This window comes from Sphingomonas sp. PAMC 26617, from assembly GCF_000242835.1.
Classification (GTDB): Bacteria; Pseudomonadota; Alphaproteobacteria; order Sphingomonadales; family Sphingomonadaceae; genus Sphingomonas.
The window spans coordinates 176,961-198,794 of sequence record NZ_JH594426.1; the positions used below are offsets into that span (position 1 = coordinate 176,961).

Annotated in this window: 17 protein-coding genes and 1 pseudogene; 5 read left to right on the forward strand and 13 right to left on the reverse strand. The window is 60.5% G+C overall.

Annotated elements, in window-relative coordinates:
- From RH91_RS19595 to RH91_RS19605, 3 genes and pseudogenes are all read right to left on the reverse strand, one after another.
- Window positions 1-201 (reverse strand): annotated as a pseudogene (locus RH91_RS19595) (ATP-binding protein); the annotation flags it as partial.
- Window positions 202-218: 17 nt separating this feature from the next.
- Window positions 219-1,706 (reverse strand): IS21 family transposase, encoded by a 1,488-nt coding sequence (gene istA / locus RH91_RS19600; RefSeq protein ID WP_010165023.1) that lies wholly within the window; start codon window positions 1,704-1,706, stop codon window positions 219-221.
- 475 nt (window positions 1,707-2,181) lie between these two features.
- Window positions 2,182-3,084, reverse strand: a complete 903-nt coding sequence (locus RH91_RS19605; RefSeq protein ID WP_010165024.1) for an AraC family transcriptional regulator — start codon at window positions 3,082-3,084, stop codon at window positions 2,182-2,184.
- 96 nt (window positions 3,085-3,180) lie between these two features.
- Between RH91_RS19605 and RH91_RS19610 the strand changes: the two genes are divergently transcribed.
- Window positions 3,181-3,924, forward strand: coding sequence for an SDR family oxidoreductase (locus tag RH91_RS19610; RefSeq protein ID WP_010165025.1), 744 nt, complete (start codon window positions 3,181-3,183; stop codon window positions 3,922-3,924).
- Window positions 3,925-3,959: 35 nt separating this feature from the next.
- On the forward strand, window positions 3,960-4,931 hold the full coding sequence (locus RH91_RS19615; RefSeq protein ID WP_029624099.1) for an SDR family NAD(P)-dependent oxidoreductase: 972 nt from the start codon (window positions 3,960-3,962) through the stop codon (window positions 4,929-4,931).
- A gap of 25 nt (window positions 4,932-4,956) precedes the next feature.
- Here RH91_RS19615 and RH91_RS19620 read toward each other — a convergent pair whose 3' ends face one another.
- From RH91_RS19620 to RH91_RS19655, 8 genes are all read right to left on the reverse strand, one after another.
- Complete coding sequence (locus RH91_RS19620; protein ID WP_010165028.1) at window positions 4,957-5,988, reverse strand: phosphotransferase family protein; 1,032 nt, start codon at window positions 5,986-5,988, stop codon at window positions 4,957-4,959.
- Between the two features lie 115 nt (window positions 5,989-6,103).
- Entirely contained in the window at window positions 6,104-7,753 is a 1,650-nt protein-coding gene (locus RH91_RS19625; RefSeq protein WP_010165029.1) for an AMP-binding protein, read from the reverse strand.
- The gene (locus tag RH91_RS19630; RefSeq protein WP_010165030.1) at window positions 7,750-9,177 is read right to left on the reverse strand and encodes an MFS transporter; all 1,428 of its coding nucleotides are present in this window, start codon (window positions 9,175-9,177) and stop codon (window positions 7,750-7,752) included. The genes RH91_RS19625 and RH91_RS19630 overlap by 4 nt, the downstream gene beginning before the upstream one ends.
- Window positions 9,174-9,563 carry a hypothetical protein gene (locus tag RH91_RS19635; protein ID WP_029624100.1) on the reverse strand — a complete coding sequence of 130 codons (390 nt, stop codon included), beginning with the start codon at window positions 9,561-9,563 and terminating at the stop codon, window positions 9,174-9,176. The genes RH91_RS19630 and RH91_RS19635 overlap by 4 nt, the downstream gene beginning before the upstream one ends.
- 9 nt (window positions 9,564-9,572) lie before the next feature.
- Entirely contained in the window at window positions 9,573-11,036 is a 1,464-nt protein-coding gene (locus tag RH91_RS19640; RefSeq protein ID WP_010165032.1) for an aldehyde dehydrogenase family protein, read from the reverse strand.
- Between the two features lie 23 nt (window positions 11,037-11,059).
- On the reverse strand, window positions 11,060-11,857 hold the full coding sequence (locus tag RH91_RS19645) for an SDR family oxidoreductase (protein WP_010165033.1): 798 nt from the start codon (window positions 11,855-11,857) through the stop codon (window positions 11,060-11,062).
- Window positions 11,854-13,680, reverse strand: a complete 1,827-nt coding sequence (locus tag RH91_RS19650; protein WP_010165035.1) for a flavin-containing monooxygenase — start codon at window positions 13,678-13,680, stop codon at window positions 11,854-11,856. Before RH91_RS19650 ends, RH91_RS19645 begins: the two co-directional genes overlap by 4 nt.
- A gap of 26 nt (window positions 13,681-13,706) precedes the next feature.
- Complete coding sequence (locus tag RH91_RS19655) at window positions 13,707-16,289, reverse strand: TonB-dependent receptor (protein WP_029624101.1); 2,583 nt, start codon at window positions 16,287-16,289, stop codon at window positions 13,707-13,709.
- Between the two features lie 158 nt (window positions 16,290-16,447).
- Here RH91_RS19655 and RH91_RS19660 point away from each other — a divergent pair, with 158 nt between their 5' ends.
- Entirely contained in the window at window positions 16,448-17,092 is a 645-nt protein-coding gene (locus RH91_RS19660; protein ID WP_051116746.1) for a TetR family transcriptional regulator, read from the forward strand.
- Between the two features lie 623 nt (window positions 17,093-17,715).
- On the opposite strand, the gene RH91_RS19665 is transcribed toward RH91_RS19660, so the two are convergent.
- The gene (locus RH91_RS19665; protein WP_029624102.1) at window positions 17,716-18,117 is read right to left on the reverse strand and encodes a hypothetical protein; all 402 of its coding nucleotides are present in this window, start codon (window positions 18,115-18,117) and stop codon (window positions 17,716-17,718) included.
- A gap of 351 nt (window positions 18,118-18,468) precedes the next feature.
- Between RH91_RS19665 and RH91_RS19670 the strand changes: the two genes are divergently transcribed.
- Together RH91_RS19670 and RH91_RS22645 are read left to right on the forward strand one after the other, a co-directional pair.
- The gene (locus RH91_RS19670; RefSeq protein ID WP_010165041.1) at window positions 18,469-18,930 is read left to right on the forward strand and encodes a hypothetical protein; all 462 of its coding nucleotides are present in this window, start codon (window positions 18,469-18,471) and stop codon (window positions 18,928-18,930) included.
- A gap of 3 nt (window positions 18,931-18,933) precedes the next feature.
- Complete coding sequence (locus tag RH91_RS22645; protein WP_010165042.1) at window positions 18,934-19,212, forward strand: hypothetical protein; 279 nt, start codon at window positions 18,934-18,936, stop codon at window positions 19,210-19,212.
- Window positions 19,213-19,713: 501 nt separating this feature from the next.
- On the opposite strand, the gene RH91_RS19675 is transcribed toward RH91_RS22645, so the two are convergent.
- A partial coding sequence (locus RH91_RS19675; protein WP_010165043.1) for a S9 family peptidase occupies window positions 19,714-21,834 on the reverse strand: 2,121 nt, incomplete at its 5' end.

Here is a 21,834-nt window from a genome sequence, read left to right on the forward strand (position 1 = left end):
ACGCCGCTCGATCGTGCGCCGTTCGCGATCGATCAGCTCGAGCTCGATGAGCCGCAGCAGGTAGCGCGGATGGTCCGTGCCGTCGCGCGCGCACTCGCGGGCGACCTTATCATACTCGCGCAGCACGGTGGGCAGCTTCAGCTGCTTGAGGTGATGGGCCAGTAGCACCTGCGGCGTGCTGGCCATCGTGCCGACCGGCATCGTATCGGGTGCGCCGCTCATGCCGCCAGCACCGCATAATCGGCGGCCGAGGTCGTCTTCACCGCCGTTCGCGGCAGGTGCGGATACGCCGCCAGATTGAGCCGGGCGGGTCGCCGCTCGATGCGCGCCAGCGCGATCAGCTTGATCGCATCGAACCCGACCGCACCGATCTGGATCGCATGGGTCACCGCGCCCGTGACGATGTCGAGCGGCAGCGCCTCCAGCAGGCGCAGCACCTGGATAAACTCGCGCTTGCCCCGGTTGCCCATCCGCGCTTCGAGCAGGTGTCGCAGGTGCTGGAACACGTCCGGCAACGCGCAGTCTTGCAACGCTGCGGCCTGATCGATCGCACCCGGCTTGGTCTCGATCAGCGCCAGATAGTGGAGCGGGTCGGCGACGAACACGCCCTCGCCATAGCACCGCTGGTGGCGAGCGATCTCCTTGCCGCCGCACAGGATCACGACCTTGTCCACGAAGCCCTTCACCACCACGTCCTGGAAGCCGTAAGCGGTCGGCACCGAGTAGTCGTTAGTCCGATAGCGCACGAGCGCCATCGACGAGACCCGTGCCGCGCGCTTCTCGCAGGGCTCCAACGGCACCGCCGGCAGCGGTCGCAGCGCTGCGTGATCGGCCACCAGCCGCTCGCCGATCGTCTCGGCATGGCGGCCGGCATGATCGCGCTGCCGAGCGCGGCAGCGCTCTTCCAGCACGGCGTTCAGATCGTCGAAGCTGGCGGCGTGCGGGACCGGCACCATGAAGTTGGCGCGTGAGAACTTGACCAGCCCTTCGACCTTGCCCTTGTCGTTGCCCTTGGCCGGCCGGGCGAAGCGATCGCGGAACAGGTAATGGCTGCACAGTTCGGTGAAGGCGCGCGTGCGTTCGCGCTTCCCGTCGCCCAAGATCTTCGCCACCGCGATCGTCGTGTTGTCGTACAGGATCGATAGCGGCACGCCGCCGAAGAACGCGAACGCCGACACATGCCCGTCGAGGAACGCCTCGGTGGTCTCGCGTGGATAGGCCTTAACAAAGCAGGCATCCGACTGCGGCAGGTCCATGCACAGGAAGTGGATCTTCTGGCGCACCCCGCCGATCACGCCGACCGCCTCGCCAAAATCCACCTGCGCATGACCCGGCGGGTGTGCCAGCGGAACGAACGTCTCGCGCCCGCGCGCCCGGCAAAACCGGACATGATCCTTCACCACGGTATATCCGCCGGCAAAGCCATGCTCGTCGCGCAGCCGTTCGAAGATCCGCTTGGCCGTATGCCGCTGCTTCACAGGCGCTGCGTGGTCCGCTGCCAGGATCGCATCGATCACCGGCAGCAGCGGCCCCAGCTTCGGCTTCGCCGCCGGCTCCTTGCGCGTATATCCCGGTGGCAGCGAGAACCGGCACATCTTGGCCACCGTCTCTCGGTTCAGCCCGAACACCCGCGCCGCCTCGCGACGGCTGTGACCCTCCACGAACACGAAACGCCGAACGGCGGCATAGCTCTCCACGGCAAACATCCCCGGCCGCTCCCAAAAGAAGCAATCTTACCAACGGCCGGATTTTACTCCGCCCGCTCAGCACCGCGCCGGCGTTCCGATGGCCTGCTTTGTCACCGGCGCATCCAAACGCCGGAAACTCACCCTCAACCTGGATGAGAAACCGGGGGACCCTCAAAACAACGGTCGGTCTCTGGCTGCCGCTGGATGAAAGACGGGGGTCAGGTCAAGCTGGACGCCTGTAGGGCGGGGGTTGATTACCGGTCTTAAGCAAATGAATTATGCTCTGCCTTCAGTGGCCGGATAAACAGCCGGTCCTCGCCCGATCGGCTTGCTCGGTAACGGCGATGACCCCGCCCGGATCAATGGCTATCGGCCGTAATGTTCGACGGTGAGGACCCTACGAGATGGACCTTAACCTACCGCGCCTGCAACACGTTCGGCGGCCATGCCTTTAGCGGCATCTGCATCGCAGATTGCGTTTGGGGGCACCCACTCATGTTCGCGTTTGTGTCTCGGCAAACTGGCCCGGTGGCACCCCAACATGGCGTGCGAAGGCGACGCTGAACGTGCTTGCCGAGCCATAACCTACGAGCTTGGCTACTTCTGCAATACGGCTTTGGCGCTGGCGCAGCAAATTCTGTGCCAGCGCCATCCGCCAGGTCAGCAGATACTCCATTGGCGCTGTGCCAACCGTTCGGCGGAAACGGTCGAAGAAGGTCGACCGCGAGAGACTTGCTTCATATGCGAGTTCGGCCACGGTCCATGCATGACCAGGCCGCTCGTGCATGCGACGGATGGCGCTCGCAACGCGGGGGTCGGCGAGTCCGCGCAGCAGGCCCGGCGACGCCGCCGTGCTGGTCGTCGAGCGGAGCGCCTCGATAAAGAGAACTTCAAGAAGCCGCGCCAGTACCAGCTCGCGCGCGGGGCGCGTTTCTCGGCACTCATCGCCCACCATGCCAACCAGGTTGGCGAGCCGCGCCTCGCCACGGACATGGACGAGCCGCGGAAGCAACGAGACCAGCAAGGCCGCATCCGGCGATCTAAAAACGCAGTGCCCTACTAGGAAGTGCACTTCGCGTGGCTCTCCCGGCGCACCCAGCCTGACTTCGCCACTACCGAGCGTCACCGGCTCGGTATAGTATCCCGGCGCGGGCGGGGCGACACTGGAAAACGTGAAGTCGTGTGCTGCCGGAATCAGCACAAAGTCCCCTTGCGTGAGCACGGCCGGTTCGTGCCCGACCATTTCCAGACGACACCCGCCCTCCACGACCACGCAGTAAAACGGCTGGCCCACGTCAGTCCGTCGCAGCCGCCAGGCGCCAGCCCCGCTGACCGCCTTGGACGTCGTAGCATCGGGCTGCAGCAGTGTGACGACTTCGGCTAGAGGGTCGATCATTCGGACTTGTACCAATTAGAACCGGACGATCGGACATAGGAAGTCCGGGATTTGGATACCATCTAAGAATCAGTCCCAACAATGCGAGATACGGTAATGCCAAACGTCCTTATCACCGGCTGCTCGTCCGGCTTCGGCCTCGAGACCGCCCGCTATTTCCTCGACCGGAACTGGACGGTCGTCGCCACAATGCGCCACCCCCGCGCTGACCTGCTGCCGCCGTCGGCCAGCCTGCGCGTGCTCGCGCTCGACGTCACAAACCCGGCCAGCATCGAGGCAGCTGTAACGGAGGCAGGGGAGATCGATGTGCTCGTCAACAACGCCGGGATCGGATGGCTCAATGCCCTCGAAGGAACGCCGATGACGGCCGCGCGCGAGCTGTTCGAGACCAACACGCTGGGACTGATCGCTATGACTCAAGGCGTGCTACCGCAGATGCGCGAGCGCCGGGCGGGGGTGATCATCAACGTCTCGTCGAGCGTGACGCTGGGGCCGTTGCCGCTGTTGTCCGTTTACACGGCTAGCAAGGCGGCGGTGAATGCTTTCACCGAGGTGCTCGCGCTGGAGCTTGAGCAATTCGGGATTCGCGCCCGGCTAGTGCTGCCGGGGCGGGGGCCGGAAACGAGTTTTGGCGACAACGCACGGGCGCGTATGACTAGCGGCTTCCCCGACGCCTACGCTGACATAGGGCAGCGGGTATTTGCCGCTTTCCAGTCGGCCGGTCCGGTCACCCACTTGTCCGACGTCGCCGAAGCAGTGTGGCGCGCGGCGACCGACCCAACCTGCCCACTTCGGCTCCCCGCCGGCGCAGATGCCATCGCGGCCTCACAAACGCGCTGATCTCGGCTCCACCGTACCCGTCAGGAACAAATACCATGACCGATAGACAACATCCGCTCGAGACCCCTTTTCCGCCCGCATCGACGGCCGACGATGTCCTAGCAGGCATGGATCTAACCGGTCGCAACGCCATCGTTACCGGGGGGCACGCCGGCATCGGGCTTGAAGTCACCCGTGCGTTGAGCCGAGCTGGCGCGTCTGTAACGGTTGGCGCGCGCGACCCAGACCGCGCCGCTGCGGCGCTGACAGGGGTGTCCGCGGCCGTCGGCCAGTTGGACCTTGTCGACCCCAACTCGATCAATGCTTTCGCAGCTCGGTGGTTGGAAACTGACCGGCCGCTTCATATCCTCATCAACGGCGCGGGGGCCTCGGGTGGGCCGGAGCGCGACGCGCGCGGCTACGAAACGCAGTTCGCGACCAACCATCTTGGGCATTTTCAGCTGACACGGGCGCTCCTGCCGGCGCTACGCGCCGCGCACGGAGCAAGGGTCGTCAACGTGTCGTCGGGTGCGCAGCGGTTCGGTCGCATTCGTTGGGACGATCTTAACTTCACGTCCGATTATGATTCGCGTGTAGCCTATGCGCAGTCGAAGACCGCGAACGTGCTGTTCTCGGTCGAGCTCGACCGCCGTTGGGCGGCGGACGGCATCCGTGGGTATGCTGTGCATCCCGGTGTCGTCGTCGGCACCAAGCTGAACAACTCGGCCGGTCACCAGGCGCTTAAGCGCATGGGTCTGATCGACGAGAACGGCCAGCCGATCATCGATCCTGTGGTCGGTAAGAAAACGCCAGGCCAAGGCGCCAGTACCGTCGTTTTTGCCGCGACCAGCCCGCTATTAGCTGGAATCGGCGGCGTTTACCTCAAGGACAACGACATCTCAGCCCTCGACGACGAGCTGCGGGAGCTTACTGCCGACCACATCCCGGCCGAGGTCGCGTCACACTCGATAGACCCCGCGTCCGCTGAGCGGCTCTGGGTTCTAAGCGAACGCTTGCTCGACGCATGAAGACGGGACAGCTTTATTTCCCACGCTATCGCGCCCCAGCAAGGCGGGCGTGCCTCCACGCGCTCTCTGCAATCGGGATCAATCGCATGGCGGTCGCTTCTGCCTTCGCACTTGAGGCATTTCCTTCGATAAGTCGCTTCTTAATGCCTTGGATGATGCCTACCAATCGGAACTGATTGTAGGCGAAATACCAGTGCAGATCAGGTACCCCGGTCCGACCGGTGTCCGCGCAGTAGAGTTCAACTGTCTCCTCCATAGTCGGCAGATCGAGCGATGCGAGATCGAGTCCCGAAAGTCCTGGTCCGCCATCCGCTGGCATTGCCCAGTTCATCGCGAAATAAGCGAAGTCTGCAAGTGGATCGCCGATCGTCGCTAGCTCCCAGTCGAGGACCGCAGCGACCTGCGGTCCGTCGGGCGCATAGATTAGATTGTCGATACGGTAGTCGCCATGGATAATCGATGTCCGTCCCTGCGCAGGTACGGTACGGGGTAACCACTCAATCAGCCGTTCGATCGCCGGGATATCGTCGGTTTGCGCCGCACGATATTGTTTAGTCCAGCGATCGATCTGCCGTGCGAAATAATTGCCTGGCCGCCCGAAATCACCGAGACCGATCGCGGCCGGATCAATCGCGTGCAGCTTTGCCAACGTATTGAGCATCGCTTCATAGATCGGTCGCCGCTCCACCGGTGCGGCCTCCGGGAGTGCCGCATTCCAGAAGGTGCGGCCTGCCACCATCTCCATGACGTAAAAGATCGATCCGATTACCGCGGTGTCCTCGCATAGTGCGAACGGACGGGGCACAGGAAAGCCGGTGGGATGCAGCGCCGAGATGAGCCGATATTCGCGATCTACGGCGTGGGCGGACGGTAGAAGCGTCCCAAACGGCTTACGGCGCACGACATACGCGCCACTGGCCGCATCGATTCGGTATGTCGGATTGGATTGACCGCCGGAAAATTTCGCGACGGCGATCGGTCCGGCGAACCCTTCGGCGTTCGCTTCCAGCCAGCGCAACAGCGCGATTTCATCTAGATCGACAGCGCCGCTAATCATCGCTTTAAGTGCATCGCGACCTGAACCGCATCTCGCCCGAATTGGGCGTCAGCAATGGCGCGGTGATGCCCCTCGCCCAAGGCGTTGAAGCGGCTTAGTTTGCCGATTTCCAATGTCATCCGCGGAGCGCCGCGCGCAGAATCTTGCCCACCGCCGATTTCGGAAGTTCAGCGCGCGTCACAAATTCCCGAGGTATTTTGTAGGCTGCAAGCGAGGCCCGACAATGCCGATCGAGCTCCCCGACAGAAGGAGGAGGGTTGCGCAGGACGACAAAGGCTTTCACGGATTCTCCGGTACGGTCATCTGGCACGCCGATCACCGCTGCCTCCGCTACGCCGGGGTGGCTGGTCAACACCGCCTCGACCTCGTTTGGATAGACGTTGAATCCTGACACTAGCACCATGTCTTTGGTGCGGTCGCGGATTACGAGCATACCGGACGCCTCGAACGCCGCGACGTCGCCAGTACGCAACCATCCGCCATCGAAGCTCTTCGACATCTCTGCCTCGCCACCAAGGTAGGCTGCCGCGACCTGCGGCCCGCGGACGAGCAATTCCCCGGACTCGCCGATCGGCACATCGCGGCCTTCTCTGTCGACGATCCGGATGTCCGTTCCGGGAACGGGTAGGCCAACCGATCCGCTGCGGCGCGCACCCGTGGGTGGATTGCAGCTGACGATTCCGGTCGTCTCGGTAAGGCCATAGCCCTCGAGTACAGGCCCGACTAGCTCTTCCCATTCAGCCGCTACGGATGGGCGGAGCGCAGCGCCACCAGCGATCACGAAGCGCAAGCGCGGAGGCGTTTCTTGAAACCACGGTTCCGCCAGTAGACCGGCGTAGAGCGTGTCCACGCCTGCCATCCAATCAATACTGAACTTCTCGAAAGCCCGTCGAAGCTTAGACACCGGACGCGCGAGCGGCACGATCACGTTTTGCGTGCCAGCCTCAACATAGACCAGCATGCCGAACAGGAAGGCGAAGATGTGGTAGAGCGGGAGTGCGGTCAAGGCGGTGCCTCGCTCAATCGGCGAGCCGAATTCTTGAAAGAAGTCGCGCACGATTGCGGCAGTCGCTAGCAGGTTTGCAGCGGTAATCACGGCACCCTTGCTACGGCCGGTCGTGCCTCCGGTGTATTGGTAGAGCGCAACTGTGCTTCGCCGCCCAGATGGAATTTCGGTAGACGCTAGAGCCGCGTTCAATGTCCATCGGTTTTGCGCGCCGTCCGAGGCATTGGCCGCGTCATCACGCCCGGAAGACGCAGCATTTCGGTCCAGCATTGTAGCGGCATCAACTGTAACGACTGCCATTCCGAGCAGATCGCCCCCCAGTTGATCGGCCATGGCGTTCTCGGTCACGATTACCTTGGCGCCGCTGTCACGAAGCTGGTGGATCGTCTCGACAGCGGTATAAAACGGGTTGACCGGAGTGACGATTAATCCGGCCTTCCAAGCTCCGAAAATGACGATTGGAAACGCCAGGCCATTGGAAAGCTTGATCGCGAGCACGTCACCGGCCGACAGGTTAAGTGATGTCTCCAAAAATCCAGCAAAGGCGTCGGACAGTCGGACGGCTTCAACAAAGGTCAGGCTTTCAGTCGTGCCATCGGGGTGTGCGACCGTGAAGGCGGGAAGTGCGCCGAAGCGCTCTGCCGCACGGGTGAGCAGATCAGCAGGATGATCGACACTCGTCGTGACGTCCAGCTGGTAACCCCGCAGATGCGCGGGATACAGGTTCTCCCACGGACGGGATAGGACGGGATCGATCATGCTGCCCTACCCTCGATGCCCTGCGGCTCATGAACACGGTAGCCACCACGCACCAACTGCAAAACGATCAACCCGGCAACCAGCAGACCTGAGATCGGCAGCAGTCCGGCACGCTGCGACCCTGTTGCTGCGGTAGCGATCTGAACCAGCAGCGGGCCGAGCCACATCGTCGCAGTCCCTGCGATGACAAACAGTCCGAAAAAGATACCGACCTTATGAGCGGGCACGACACGCGTAAGCATTGTGCGGCTCGAAGCGTAGGCAGCGGTCACCGTGACCGCGCCGAGCATGCCGCACGCGAGCAAACCAAGTTCGGGCGCGGTACGAAACATCGGGCCACTCCAGATCGGTGCATGCGTCGCGATATCGAACGGCTGATAAAACAGAAACGCCTTCGTGTTGCCAAGCGACAGTAGCTGCGATGCTACCACGCCGCAAATCTCCAGTGTTAAGGCGCGCTTGGGACCTATGTGCTGATCGAGCCAACCGGCAATCAGGCCTCCGCCGACCGCGAACACGCAAAGGATCATGCCGTAGGCGAGCAGCTCGAGCGTCTGCCAGCCCATGATGCCGGCTGCATAGACACCGGTAAATATCAGAATTCCGGTTAGCCCATCGGTGAAAAGCATCCTGGCACCAAGATAAATAAGTGCGTCGCGGTGCCCTCGCGCTTCGAGCACAAGCGCCTTTAGGTCGGCAATCGCGAGCCGGGTGGCGGCACCGATGCGAATGCCGGTTTTCTCAACGTCTGGCACGAAGAAGAGCAGCGGAAGCGTACCCAAGGCCAGGGCAATTGCTGCCAACACGGGCACGATCCGGTCCTGCTGGTGGCTGCCCACATCCAGTCCGAACAATGGCGCTGTCGGCACGAAGCCCCAAGTCACCTTACCCGGTAGCGCAAACCCCCATAAAACGAACGCGAGCATGGCAACAGAAACGAAGTTGCCAAATGCCAATGCCAGACCGGAAGCAGCGCCTGCCTTCCTCATTCCCGCTGCCGGCAATAGCAGCGCGTTGTGAAGCGTCTCGGTATAAGCGAACAACACAGATAGTGCAGCGAGCACCGCGATAGTCGTGCTGACGCCGAGTCCGGCACCCCCGGGCAGGGCCCACCACAGCGCCGCCATCAGCGGGACCATCAAAGCAACCGTAGCGCCAAGCCAAGGCTTACGCGGCCCCATCCTGTCGACCACCGCGCCAAGGAGGGGTGCCGTCAGCGCGACGATCCAGCCGGCATATTTGGCGCCGCCTGCTACCAGCGCCTGACCATGCACCGGATCGGCGACCACGCTCGTCACGATGTACGGCACGAAGACGTAGATGGTGACGAGAATGATGTAGGGGTCCCGGCCGCCCTGGAACACTGCCCAGAACCACGCAGCTCTTCCCAGCCCGCGTACGGGAGGCTCAATGGTAGGCGTCATGTTTCAACCTCTTCGCTCAGGAGCCAGCTCAAAGCGTCGGACTCGTCGACGAAGAGGCGCTGATTAAGAATAGCGATGCGTTCCACCTGTCGTTTAGAAAGCGTGCTTGACAGCACCGTTGCAAGGCGGCGCGGAAGCAGCCCCTCGCGGTGCATGCGGGCCTTAAATTCGGCGATGACATTCTGCGACTGTGTGTTCAGCTTACGGGCGTCCACAAGTGCAAGAAGGTTGCCGCGACGGCAGCCCGCGGACAACATCCCCGCCACCGCGACACCAACCGCCTGTTCGTAGCGCTCGACCGGTTCGGTCATCCAGTGGCCGCGCATCGTCACGTGCAACAGACTTCGACTTGCATCGATCGTAATATCGAAATGATCAGCGTGCATGCGCTCACCTCACGAAACGGTGAGGACGGCCTGTACCAATCCAGCCGCCTTCGCATACGGTGCGTAGAAGACATCGATCAGATCCCCCTCGCCGCGTACGACCACGCCGCGCGGGTTGGAGAACTCGCGAAACCCTTCAATGCCGTGATGACGCCCCATGCCGCTCATCCCGGAGCCGCCAAACCCCATCGATGGGAGCGCGCTTTGAATTGCGCAGGTGTTGACTGCGGCGCCACCCGAATGCGTCGATGCGAGCACATGGTTTGTAAGCGCGGGGTCGTCGCCGAATACGTACAGCCCAAGTGGGCGCTCGCCGGCGTTGATTGTATCCAGCGCGAGGTCGAGATCGTCATAAGGTACGACCGGCAGGATCGGACCGAATATCTCCTCCTGCATGATCCGAAGGTCCTGCGCTGGATCGATCGCCAGCGACATCGGCATGCGCCGCGTCTTTAAGTCGATCTGGCCGTCTTCCTCTAGCGTCACGATGCGGCACTGGGACGCGCGTGCCTCCTCCAACATGTCCTCGATTCGTTGCAGGTGCCGCGGCGAAATCATGCCAGTGCATTCCTCACCGCGCGAATAATTCGGCGCAGCCCTTGCCATGAAACTCGCGGCGTGCGCGACGAAGGTATCGAGGTCCGCTCTCGGCACAAGCGCGTAATCGACGGATACGCACATCTGCCCGCTCTTAATGATCTTCGTGCCGATGACCGATTCAACATTAATTTCGGTGACGGAACCTGGCGTCATGATGGCGGGGCACTTGCCACCCAGTTCGAGCGTGACGGGCGTGAGGTTGGCGGCCGCTGCTTGCATCACCTGTCGACCAACCGCTGGACTGCCAGTGTAGAGCAAATGGTCCCACGGCATCGAGGAGAAGGCGCGCGCGAGTTCGAGGCCGCCGACAGCGACTGTGACCAGGTCCGGATCGAACGTTGCGGCCACCATTTCCGCAAGCAGGTCTGCGCAGGCCGGTGTGAACTCTGATGGCTTGACGATCACCCGGTTGCCGGCAGCCAGCATGTCGACCATCGGTCCTACTGATAGATCGAACGGGAAGTTCCAGGGAACGATGTTCCCAATGACGCCCTTGGGCTGGTATTCGATGTAGGCCGTGGCCGTCCCGAGCATCGCCGGATCGGTGTGACGCGCGCTGGCCGCCATCCACTCTTCGAGATGCTCGAGGACGTGCTGCGCACGGCCGACGACGCCCAGCACCTCTATGAGGTCGGAGGCCGGAACCGGATGGGCGCCGAAATCCTGCGCGATAGCCGCAGAGATGCGCTCACGATTGGCAAGCATCATACCGATCAGCGCGCCGAGGCGCTCCCGGCGCGCTTCGATCGACGGACGGCGGTCCTTCGCGAATGCCGCGCGCTGCGAAGCAAAGGCAGCTTGAAGGGCTGCGATCGCTCCGGCCTCGTCAGTTCCTGTCGGCACGCTCGTAGCGGGGGTCTCAAGTATCGACATGGTTGGTCCTTGCTCCTGATCGATCAGCCGGCTGCGGTCATCGCGGCGAGTAGCGCTGTCCGCTCCTCCCGAACCTTTTCCGGTTCAGCGACGACTTGCAAATGGAACTCGCGCAGTTCCTCAGGGATGTACCAGTGGACGCGGTCAGCGCCGTAGGCCTCCCATACGGTTTCGGCGACTTCGCGCGGCTCGACTAATCGCCACATTCCCTCGCTCGGGGCCATCTGGCGCATCCCGTCGGACAGCAAAGGCGTATCGATCAAGCCAGGTAGCAGGTCGGCGGCACGAACGCCGTAGCGCTTCAATTCGATCGACAGCGCCTCCGTGAGGCCTCTGACAGCGTGCTTGGTCGCCGAGTAGACGGGGATGCCGGCCGTGCCGAAGATCGCCGACGACGACGAGGTGATAAGACAGAACGAACCCGGCGTGTTCTTCAGCAAGGGAACGCCCGCGCGAACGCCAAGCATCACGCCGATAAAGTTGATGTTGACGATGCGCATCACGTCGTCCCACGGCTGCTCGTCAAGGAGGCCACTGGCGCCAATACCGGCATTGTTGAAAAGCAAATCGAGGGTGCCGCCGGTCGCGATCGCGAACAGGTCCATCGCCGACTTCCATGCCAAGGCGTCCGTAACGTCGAGGATCTCGAACAACCCGTTGGCATCGCCAACCTCTTCTTGCAGCGTCTCTAGCCCCGCCTGATTGACGTCGTACGCACCGACGAACCAACCTTTTTCTGCGAATAATAAAGCTGTAGCTCTACCCATCCCAGACGCCGCCCCGGTAATGAAGATGGACTTGCGGCCGTTCGAACTGGTCATAATGCTGTTTCCCTGGTCCGACGGGCATGCTCGCCATCGAGCTCCATGCCGGCGAAGTCGCCCACCTCGCGCCAAGAGCGGAGCAACTTGACGAACTCGATTGGACCCGCTGCGAATGGCGAGCCGCGCGCTGCAGCGCCAGTAGCCCTGCCCTCGTTGTTGTAATATCCCGGTGTGCACGCTTCGATGAATTTGCGACGCCCCTCGGCCATCCGAACGATTGTCTCCACCCAGTTGCCCTCGGCTTCCTCGGTCGGCTCGATCGCCCCAATGCCCTTTGCAGCACAGTCGGCGACGATGTGCGCGATGTGCAGCGACTGTTCGCTCAGCATGTGCGGGAAATTGGGCGACATGCCCGCCTGCGCCGGCCCGATCACAAACAAATTCGGAAAGCCGCGGGTATGCATCCCGTGAAGCGTCGACATGCCGTCGGCCCATTTTTCATTGAGCGACTGGCCGCTAACGCCGCTGATCGTCATGCTCGACCGCTTCTCGTAACTTGTCGACGTCTCGAACCCCGTGGCGAAAATTAGGCAGTCGAGTGGATATTCCACGTCGCCGACGATCACTCCGCCAGGCGTGATGCGGTCGATCCCGTACCCCGCCGTCTCAACGAGAGACACGTTCGGGCGGTTGAACGCCTGCAGATAAAGGTCAGAGAAGCAGGGCCGCTTGCAGTAAAGGCTGAACCAAGGCTTCAATGCGTCGGCCGTGGCAGGATCTTCGACGATTCTACCAATGCGCTCGCGGATCTGCGCCATCTTCTCGAAATCGGCTTGCTCCAAAAGAGTGCCGGGGTCGAGGCCGTGCGGATTGTCAGCCAGCTTCTCACGTACCGCGCGCGCCAGCACCGTCCATCCGTCGGCAACGTCGTCATGCGGCGGCAGTGCGGCGGTGAACTGCGCGGTGAAGTTCTCCATACGCCGCTGTTGCCATCCTGGCTGCAGGCTCGCCGCCCATGCGGGATCGGTTAGACTATTGTCGCGTGCGTCGACCGACGAGGGCGTACGTTGGAAGACGGTCAAATGCTCTGCGGAAGCCGCGAGTGGGGGGACGCACTGCACCGAGGTGGCGCCGGTGCCAATCAGCCCGACACGCTTGTCACCGAGGCCAACAAGCGGCTCGGTCGCGCTACCGCCGGTGTAGGCGTAGTCCCAACGGCTTGTATGAAAGCTGTGACCTGCAAACTCGTCGATGCCGGGGATTTCCGGCAACTTCGGCCGATTGAGTGGCCCAGTGGTCAGGACAACGAACCGCGCCGACATGACGTCGCCGCGATCCGTTTGAACGGTCCACCTGGCAGTACCACCGTCCCAGTCGAGCGTCTTCACCTGCGTCGAGAAGAGCGCGTCGCGGTAGAGGTCGTAGCGTTCGGCGATGCGTTTCGTGTGCGCACGGATTTCAGCCGCCTTGGAATATCGTTCGACCGGCATGTAACCGGTCTCTTCCAGCAGCGGAAAGTAGATGTACGATTCCACGTCGCACGCGGCACCCGGATAGCGGTTCCAGTACCAGGTCCCGCCGACATCGCTTGCAACGTCTACGATACGGACCTTCGCTACGCCCGCTTCGCGCAACCGCGCCGCAACCATCATGCCGCCAAATCCCGAACCGACCACCAGCACGTCAACCTCGTCGGTCAGCGGCTCACGCGGTGGGGCAGAACCGTACGGGTCGTCGAGCATATGCGCGAAGCCCTGCTCGACATCCCGGTATTGGCGTTGCCTTGTGTCGCTTACCGAGCGCTTATCGCGTTCGGTCTGGTAACGTGCGCGCGTCTTATCAATATCGAGCGCAGCGGTCGTGGCGGGCAGATCCGTCATGATGTTCCTCGTCGTTCTCGTTATTCTTAGAAGCGCTTCGTCAGGGTCGCGCCGTACGTCCGTGGATCATTCGTGAACCCGGTGTAGCTTCCGCTCTGCGCAACGGTCGGAAAAGCTCCGACGAGCGTGTTGTGCTTGGTCAGGTTGCGCACAAAGAACAGCAGCTCGATCTTTTGCGGTGGTAGCGCGAAGCCAAGGCTCGCGTTGACGTTGCTAGTTTCCGTGCTGCCATATTGAGCAGGCACGACGTCGATCAGCTGAGTTCGGCTGGAATAATCGTATTCCCCGCGTAGGAAGGCACTAAGTGTGCCGAAGTCGTGGTTGACCGTAGCCGATACCGACGTGCTCCATTTGGGAATGCCAGCCGGCCGTTGTCCGGACAAATCGCGAAACGGCGGGATTTGTCCGTTCGCTGCGTTAAGCGGGCATTGGACCGTGTCGAAACTAACGCACGGCGCCCGCAAGAAAGAGTCGTATTTCGGGTCGAGGTACGTCCCAGCCCCAGTGAGCGAGAGCCAGGAAATCGGGCGATAGGCCGCTTCCACCTCGACGCCCTTCACCGACTCCTGTCCGGCATTAACGAGACTATAGCCGGTACCCGTAAAGGCGTTCGACTGGAACCCCTTGATAGTCTGCTTAAACACCGCAAGGTTCAGATATCCGCCGCGGAATACCGTCTTGGCCCCGACTTCGTAGAGCCGCACGTTTTCAGGAGCAGCTGTACGTCCGACGCCGTTCGCGTCCGGGAACCGCGCATCTGTCGACAGATTGAAGGCACCCGCCTTCCATCCCGTCGAGTAACTTGCGTAGAGATTGACCCTCCCGAGGTCGTAAGTCGCGCGCCCGAGATAGGTGACCTTATCCCCCTTCAATACGCCTGACTCGTTGGCGTTAGGATAGTTAACCGGACCGTGAGTGGGTGCGTTGCCGTAGAAGAATTGCAGGGCCCCGAGCGGGCCGTATAAATTGCCCGGGAGACCTATGGCCGTGAACTGCGGAACTGCTTGAAGGTTCAGCGCCGAAAACTGGTCAGTCAGCACCACGTTTGCCGTCGACGCTTTGCGGTCGCTCAGGTACGCGACGCCGCCCGTAAGAGTTAGCCTGTCAAACAGTTTGTAATCGGCCTGACCGAAGAAGGAAAAAGAGTCCTGCTTGATCGTGTAAGGCGCAATGACGCCTTGCCCGGCCCCAAAATAGGTGGCGCCAGGTTTAATCGAAGGTGTGACGAGGCTCTGCAAAAACTCCAGAGCGTAAATGTTTGAACGTCCCGTCAAAGCGGGGCGAAGGGCGGCCGGAAGTGCACCGATCAACGCCGCCGGAACCTGTCCGCTCAGCGCATCTGCGAAAGGGCGGATCTGCGATCCGAAGCTGATTTGGCTGCTCGTGTCCAAGTTTTCGTGATCGTAAAAGCCGCCGATCAGCCAGCTAAACGGACCCTTCCCACTTGAGGTCAGCCGGACTTCTTGAGTGAACGTCTTGGTCCGCGTCTGGTCTGAGCGGTAGGAGAGGTCGGCACCTGTGAAGTCGACGTCTTCCGTGCTGTTGTTGCGCTGGTCGCGGTATGCAGTGATCGACGTCACCTTGGCGAAGTCTAGATCGTAATCAATCTCGCCCGATATGCCTTTGCCGACGATGTGGTTTGTCGGATCCCGGTCAAACGCGATATTGCGGTTATATTTCGTTGCCGGATCGCTAACCTTTGCACCTAGGCCAAACGGCGGTGGCGCTGCGATGAACTGCGTCGCGGGACCGTTAAAAAGCTGGACAGCGCCGCAGCAGCGCTCGTTGATTTCATTGTAGTCCGCGATCAGCCGAACAGACAGCCGATCAACCGGATTCCATAAAACGTCCACACGGGCCGATGCTCGGTTACGGTCGTTGATGCTATGCCCGGTCACAACATTGCGATCATATCCGTCGCGCTGGTCTACGGACCCGGAGAGCCGGAGAGCCACGGTATCGCTCAGAGGGCCGGTCGCAGTCGCCTTAGCAATAAGTTGGCCGTAATTGCCGACCGTAAGATCTACCCGTCCGCCGAAGTCGAACTGCGGACGCTTTGTAATGATGTTGATAGCGCCGACCGACACGTTTTTCCCGAACAATGTCGACTGCGGCCCGCGAAGCACCTCAATCCGCTCCACCTCGGGGAGATCATTCAGCGAAGCTGCGCTACGCGATCGGTAGACGCCGTCGATGAACACGCCGACTGACCCCTCGATCCCGACGTTACCGTTGCCGTTGCCGAAGCCGCGAATGATGAAGTTAGTCTGACCAACCGTATTGAACTGCGCGACTTTCAGCGAGGGAACAACCGACTGGAGGTCGACAAGATCGCGGATTTGCGCACGATCGATGGTTTGCTGGCTCGTTACGGCGACCGAGATCGGCACGTCCTGCAGTGTCTGTTCGCGCTTCGACGCAGTAACGACGATGTCGTCGCTCGATTGTGCGGCGTCCGTGGCGGCACGCGCTGGGCTGACCTTCGTTGCCGCCGCACTGTCGCGCGCATTCAGAGACTGCGAGTCCGCCGGCACTGCAACTTGCGCCAACGCCGGCGTGGCAACGACGAGCGCTAGAACGGAAACGCTAAAAAGCCTTGGATGGATCATGTCCACTCTCCCAAAAAAGCACGTCGTTTTCGACGTTACGGTCCTCTTTCTATGACAGGCAAGGAAATCGAGGGCAAGCTAGAATTTAAAGCTAGTGGTTGCCATTGTCTGTGCGGCCGCGCTGACTAAGGGTGTTGGACTGAGAGAAGGACCGAGAGTTGACGTCAGCCGCACCACAAAGTGAGCCGCCGCCTGCCACCAAGCCACAGGCACGTGGAAGGAAATCTATAAAGAAAAAGGATGCGATCATCCGAGCCGCGATCGAGATCATCAATGCAAAAAGTTTTGCATTGGCCACGATGGCAGAGATCGCGGCCAGCCTCGATCTGCGCGACGCAACGCTATATTATTACTTTTCAAATAAGCAGGCCTTGGCATACGAATGCCATGTACGATCCCTACAGCGGTTCGAGCACCTGCTCGAGTCCTGCGATGCGGACGGCGGTACAGGCATTGAGAAGATCCATCGTCTGCTACAAGGCCTGCTGCAGGATTCAGTCGAAAAAGGTCCCCAGCTGTATTTTGGCGACTATTCTTATCTTGAAGACTTTCAGCGTGACCGCGTCGCGATGTGGGCCGACGAGATGAGAGCGCGCCTCCAAACGTTTATTGAAGAGGGAATGGCGGACGGATCGATCGTCAAATGCGAGGCAGCACTCGTCGTGCAGCTTATGCTGGGCATGATCATCTGGCTGGCCAAATGGACGCCGCAAGTGAAAGGACTCACGGTCGATCGACTGCAAGCTTCGATCAGCGCCTTCGCATTTCATGGCCTCGAAAGCCGGAGCGCGCCGGAGACGTGATGCGGTTCTTTCGACATTCGTGTGTGCCTGGAGGCTTGGCAGGCAAACTGAAGATCGTGGCGCTGGCATCACGATGATCTTTAAACACCTTCTCGCAAGTCGTTGAGGTGAGAAGGACGGTAAGTATACACAAAACCGCTCCGGGAGATTAATCGGCTTCGTTGCATCAGGCCGTACCCATCCCTTCGTTAAAGAGATTGGACTAGAGTGCTTTGACGGGCAAAAAGGCTAGTGGACCGGAGGAAAATCAACCCCCGCTAGTTAACGGCTACGCTGCCAGGTCTATATTCGCTGGTACAGAGGTTTTAGGCAAATTACTCTCTGATAACGCAGATAGCCTCGCCTTCCCAAAAAAGACCAGCTGTTTAGGCCGGTCAAGTTTGGAGAGGTTGCCTGCAAGGCAAACTCTTTATGTTATACATAACCACTTTTGTCAAACCCAGCCTAGGTTTCTAGTAGTTGCCTTGATTTCGTTTGACAAAACCGTTTACCACGAGATCCGCCGATTGCTGACGCTTAGTCTTATGAATCCATCCGTCAAATCCAAGATCGCAGGCAAACGCCGCCTCCTCACATCGTGCTTTCTTACCTTTAGGACGTTTGGTTCCATTGACGGCGACGTGTCAAGCGACCACGGCGCCCGCCATAAGCCACTTCATCGCTGCTTCCTCGTCTGTAAAGAATCCCGGCGCTATGGGAGCGCCAATCCTTTGGGCCTGTGCTTTGTGAAGAGCTGATGGCGAAACCAGGACCGCGTGCGGATGTTGAAGGTTCGCGCCTTCCGCCAACCCCTGTTCGATGCGGGCCGCCACCTCCTTGGACTGCAGACCGTGTTCCCGCAAATCTACCAGAACGCTGTACTCTTCTGGAGAACGACCGGCAGTCTTCCCCTTTGCAGCCAGGGTCTTTAGCGCACTGGTGTATTCGTCGAAGGTCTCGACCGTCCAAAAACCTAGCAATTTAAGGGTCACTAGCCTACGCGCAACATCAACTCGAATGACGTATCCAGGCGCCACAATCTCCATCGCCCTTTCTCCTCCGCGCTTAAAGGGTCGAATGTACAACGCCCTTCTTACCGTTGCGTAAACCGGTCAAGCCAATATAAGCCACCAAAACATGTCAGTTAGCATCGTTGATATTTTTCTGTAGTCGGACTGCCTAATAACTTACTGCATCTCGCTCGGCCGCTTCGATCCGCGAACTGCCTGTTGATTCGGAGCAAGGCTATCAAGCGCCGTCGACAGACATTGGGCGAGGTCAAACTGGCTTCTCCGCGCTGTGATACTTAGTACAGACCGTCCCTTTGGCTTGCGGCCCTGCAACGTTACCGCAACTCTTATTAAAATCTCAACAAATGCTCGGTAACGCATGGCCTTATGAACGCTGCATATACCATCGACATCAACCCCCGCCAACGCCTCATGGCCGTGACCTTGACCGGTTTTTTGACTTGGGACGTTTTTGTGGAATTGCGGCGCGACGTTGCGAAGGCGATCAACCAGATAGGCTGTCTTCCGGGTCAGCATTTGGCATTGTGGGACATTAAAAACGCGAAAATACAATCTCAGGATATCGTTGGGGGATTTCGCGCAATGAGCGACAAGAGCACCGTTGCCGCACGGCAAATCGCCGTTGTAGCAGGCCAATCGCTCATGCGAATGCAATTGCGGCGGCTCATCGGCGATGAGCGAGTGTTCCAAACTTTTGACACGGTATTGGAGGCACGTAAATGGATCCTTCGGTCTGAAATCGGTTCATCGTCGCGCGTTCCGTCAATCACCGGACTGACCGAGATTGGCTTAACAAATATATCGTCGGCCGGTCGAGCCGTGAATTGAAGCATGTTTGAGAAGGATTTTCAAACCTGCCTCAAGGTGATCCGACGGGTGTCGGATTGCCAATACGCGCCGATGATCGGTACAGAGGGCGAAGCCACGGAGAAACTGCGTTATGCCACTGACCTCATGCGTGTTCAGAGCAGCGATGGAACGCCGCCCGACGGTTCGATCTGGTGCAAGCTGAGTACGTCGCGGAGTTCGCCCGGCAACGTGTCGGGCATCAGACACATGTTGGCGTTTACAACCTCGACGTTTCGACTCAATCCGCGCAAACCGATTTGAACCGTCGCCAGCCCCACCGCGCGTGCGCCCCTTCCCGCAGATGCCGCGCGGCGGACAAACCGCTATATTGTGCATCGATCACGGCGACCTCGGCTTCGACGCTTACGGTCAGTGATAGTGTCATCGACGCCGCCAGCGCTGACGCTGGGCAGATGCCGTCGGTTCAAGTTTTGCGGGTCGTGTAACGTTGCTCCCATTCGGAAGTACTGCGAATTTGCAGCGCTGCTCTCTTGCCGCAGCGCGAAGCCCAGCGCTAATGTCGAATGACAAAAAGGAAAGCAGTGGATGACCCGAAGCTGAGGATGGCTACGAAATGCTCGTCAGATCTCGCGGCTATGCGACATTTACTGGGAGCGATGTCCTGCGCAGAGCGCTCGGACGCGTGATGCTGCATGCGAGGCAGCGAGATCGCCGCGACCATCGAAGTTTCCGAACAAGTTGTTGCCAACGCGCCTTATGGCATCGCCTATTCTTAAGTTGAATAGTTTATTAGATTAATTGTCAGGAGCCGGATGCGTTTTTCGTTTTAAGCAGATGGCGCGACAGGTAGTTGTCCGTCGCGTGGAATAGCCTCAGCCACGAAGCGTAGCGGGTCAGGTCGTGGACCTCGTCGGGCAAAACTAGCTCATCGTGCTCGATTCCATGCATGCGCAGATCCTGCACTAGTTCGGTTGACTGCTGGAACGGCACGTTGCGGTCATCGTCAGCATGGACCACCAGTACGGGCGAGTGCCACTTCGCGATCGTCGCGACCGGTGAGGAGGCTGTGGACAACGCCCGTTCGGTCAGGTCTTCGATCGGAGCCCCAAGCGTCGCTAGCATGGAAGTCCAGTCATACACACCTGCGTAGTCCACGCCCACTGCGATCCGGTCTGAGGCCCGGGCTAAACCAAGTGCAGTCATCAGCCCCCCGTAGCTGCCGCCCCAGATACCCACTCGCGCAAGATCGACATCGCCGCGTGCGCGCAGGTAATCAAGCGCCGCAACGATGTCGTTCGTCTCGCTGCCCCCCCTGGGACCGAATTCCATGGCTTCACGATATTTAAGTCCGTAGCCGATACCGCCCCGGTAGTTGACTGACAGCACCACGAAGCCCTTGGCTGCGAAGTATTCGTTCAGTCCATACATCCAGCTGTAGGCACCCATGTAGTGGAAGCCAAGGAGCATTTGCCGGGAGGGCCCGCCATGAAAGAAAAGGATCGCGGGACGTTTGCTGTCAGACTTGTCTTCTGGCAGGAAGATCTGCCCGTGCACTTTTGCTCCGTCGGGTGCAGCGAACGCCACCGCCTGGGGGGCCACCAATTGATCGGTCGGAAAATCGCTACGAGCGGCGGCTGCCGGCGCGAGGGACATCCAGTGGTCTGCCTTTAGGAAAGCGGGAGCGAGTTGGCTGCGCGCGCCGCTTCGCAGAACGAAGACCGTCCCGTTCGGCGAAACGACGGGATAGGCTTCGATGCCGTCCCCATACGCCAGGGGGGCGGCTACGCCTCTCGCGGTGTTCACCTTCCAGATGTGAAGTCTTTCCGGATCGTTCCGGTTGGAGGCGAAGACAAGGTCGCGACCATTGGGTGTCAGCGTCATGAATGCGGTTTCAGACCCTCCGGACGTCAGCGCGCGGGCGGCACCGCCGTCGGTACGAACGGCGTACGGCATGACCCATCCCGTTTTTTCCCAAGGGAAAATAAGCAGCCCGTCAGTGCTCCACATCAGGTTCTGGGATGAGAGAGTTGCATGATATACGCTGCCCGAACCAGCATCGGCGACCCAGACCCGCCGTGCGGAACCGGTGCGGACGTCCCCTATCCATATCGACCACGGCGGTCCCTCACGCTGCGCAGTGAACGGGTGTGGGCTTTGAGTCTGCTGCCGGATGAAGGCGACCTTCAGGCCATCAGGGGAAAAGACCGGAGAGGAATCAAGATCGAATCCCGGCGCCATCCAGGTAACGAGCCCGGAATCGTGCTCGAGCACGCCGATCAGCGCATGCCCGCCCCGCTGACTTGCGAAGGCAACGCGTTTCCCGTCTGGCGACCATTTTGCAGATCGGATCGTCCCCTCGTCGACGAGCAGCGGAGATGCCTTTCCATCACCGCCCAGCGCCACTTCCATTATTGTGCGCTTGTCGAGAAACATCAGCAGGGCGCCATCGGGCGAAAAGCTCGGGTCGTGGCCGTATCCCAGTCGCCGCGCGGTTCCACCCGACGTGGCGACCGACCAGACCTCACGAGGGGATGGACCGGTCGCTGCGCTCGTTACGTTTGCCGGGCCGTCATCCTCGAGCGTCTGCCCGCGGGTGAACGCGATATTGCAAACGTCCGGTGACCACGTCAGTTCGCCAAGATCGAACCCGTCGTCGGCGATGTAGGCGGTGAGGGCGTGGGCCGAGCCCGGCTTCTTCGCATCCGCCACCCAAATGTTGCGCACACCTCGAATATTATAGACCCAGGCGGCCTGATCTCCGCGCGGCGCGGCAGCGAGGCTTGTTGGATAGGGCGCCTGCATGACCTGTTCGATCGTGAACGGCGCGGGTCGGGCCGTTGCTGGTTCAGATGTGCCCACGGCTAGGAGTACCATCACCAACGCCAGCGTTTTCGCATTCAGCACGGGCACATCCTCCGGTTC

What these genes read in the sequence shown, in the direction of transcription:
- istA (WP_010165023.1), bottom strand. Translation starts at nt 1,706, where the DNA reads ATGTTTGCCGTGGAGAGCTATGCCGCCGTTCGGCGTTTCGTGTTCGTG.
- RH91_RS19605 (WP_010165024.1), bottom strand. Translation starts at nt 3,084, where the DNA reads ATGATCGACCCTCTAGCCGAAGTCGTCACACTGCTGCAGCCCGATGCT.
- RH91_RS19610 (WP_010165025.1), top strand. Translation starts at nt 3,181, where the DNA reads ATGCCAAACGTCCTTATCACCGGCTGCTCGTCCGGCTTCGGCCTCGAG.
- RH91_RS19615 (WP_029624099.1), top strand. Translation starts at nt 3,960, where the DNA reads ATGACCGATAGACAACATCCGCTCGAGACCCCTTTTCCGCCCGCATCG.
- RH91_RS19620 (WP_010165028.1), bottom strand. Translation starts at nt 5,988, where the DNA reads ATGATTAGCGGCGCTGTCGATCTAGATGAAATCGCGCTGTTGCGCTGG.
- RH91_RS19625 (WP_010165029.1), bottom strand. Translation starts at nt 7,753, where the DNA reads ATGATCGATCCCGTCCTATCCCGTCCGTGGGAGAACCTGTATCCCGCG.
- RH91_RS19630 (WP_010165030.1), bottom strand. Translation starts at nt 9,177, where the DNA reads ATGACGCCTACCATTGAGCCTCCCGTACGCGGGCTGGGAAGAGCTGCG.
- RH91_RS19635 (WP_029624100.1), bottom strand. Translation starts at nt 9,563, where the DNA reads ATGCACGCTGATCATTTCGATATTACGATCGATGCAAGTCGAAGTCTG.
- RH91_RS19640 (WP_010165032.1), bottom strand. Translation starts at nt 11,036, where the DNA reads ATGTCGATACTTGAGACCCCCGCTACGAGCGTGCCGACAGGAACTGAC.
- RH91_RS19645 (WP_010165033.1), bottom strand. Translation starts at nt 11,857, where the DNA reads ATGACCAGTTCGAACGGCCGCAAGTCCATCTTCATTACCGGGGCGGCG.
- RH91_RS19650 (WP_010165035.1), bottom strand. Translation starts at nt 13,680, where the DNA reads ATGACGGATCTGCCCGCCACGACCGCTGCGCTCGATATTGATAAGACG.
- RH91_RS19655 (WP_029624101.1), bottom strand. Translation starts at nt 16,289, where the DNA reads ATGATCCATCCAAGGCTTTTTAGCGTTTCCGTTCTAGCGCTCGTCGTT.
- RH91_RS19665 (WP_029624102.1), bottom strand. Translation starts at nt 18,117, where the DNA reads ATGGAGATTGTGGCGCCTGGATACGTCATTCGAGTTGATGTTGCGCGT.
- RH91_RS19670 (WP_010165041.1), top strand. Translation starts at nt 18,469, where the DNA reads ATGAACGCTGCATATACCATCGACATCAACCCCCGCCAACGCCTCATG.
- RH91_RS22645 (WP_010165042.1), top strand. Translation starts at nt 18,934, where the DNA reads ATGTTTGAGAAGGATTTTCAAACCTGCCTCAAGGTGATCCGACGGGTG.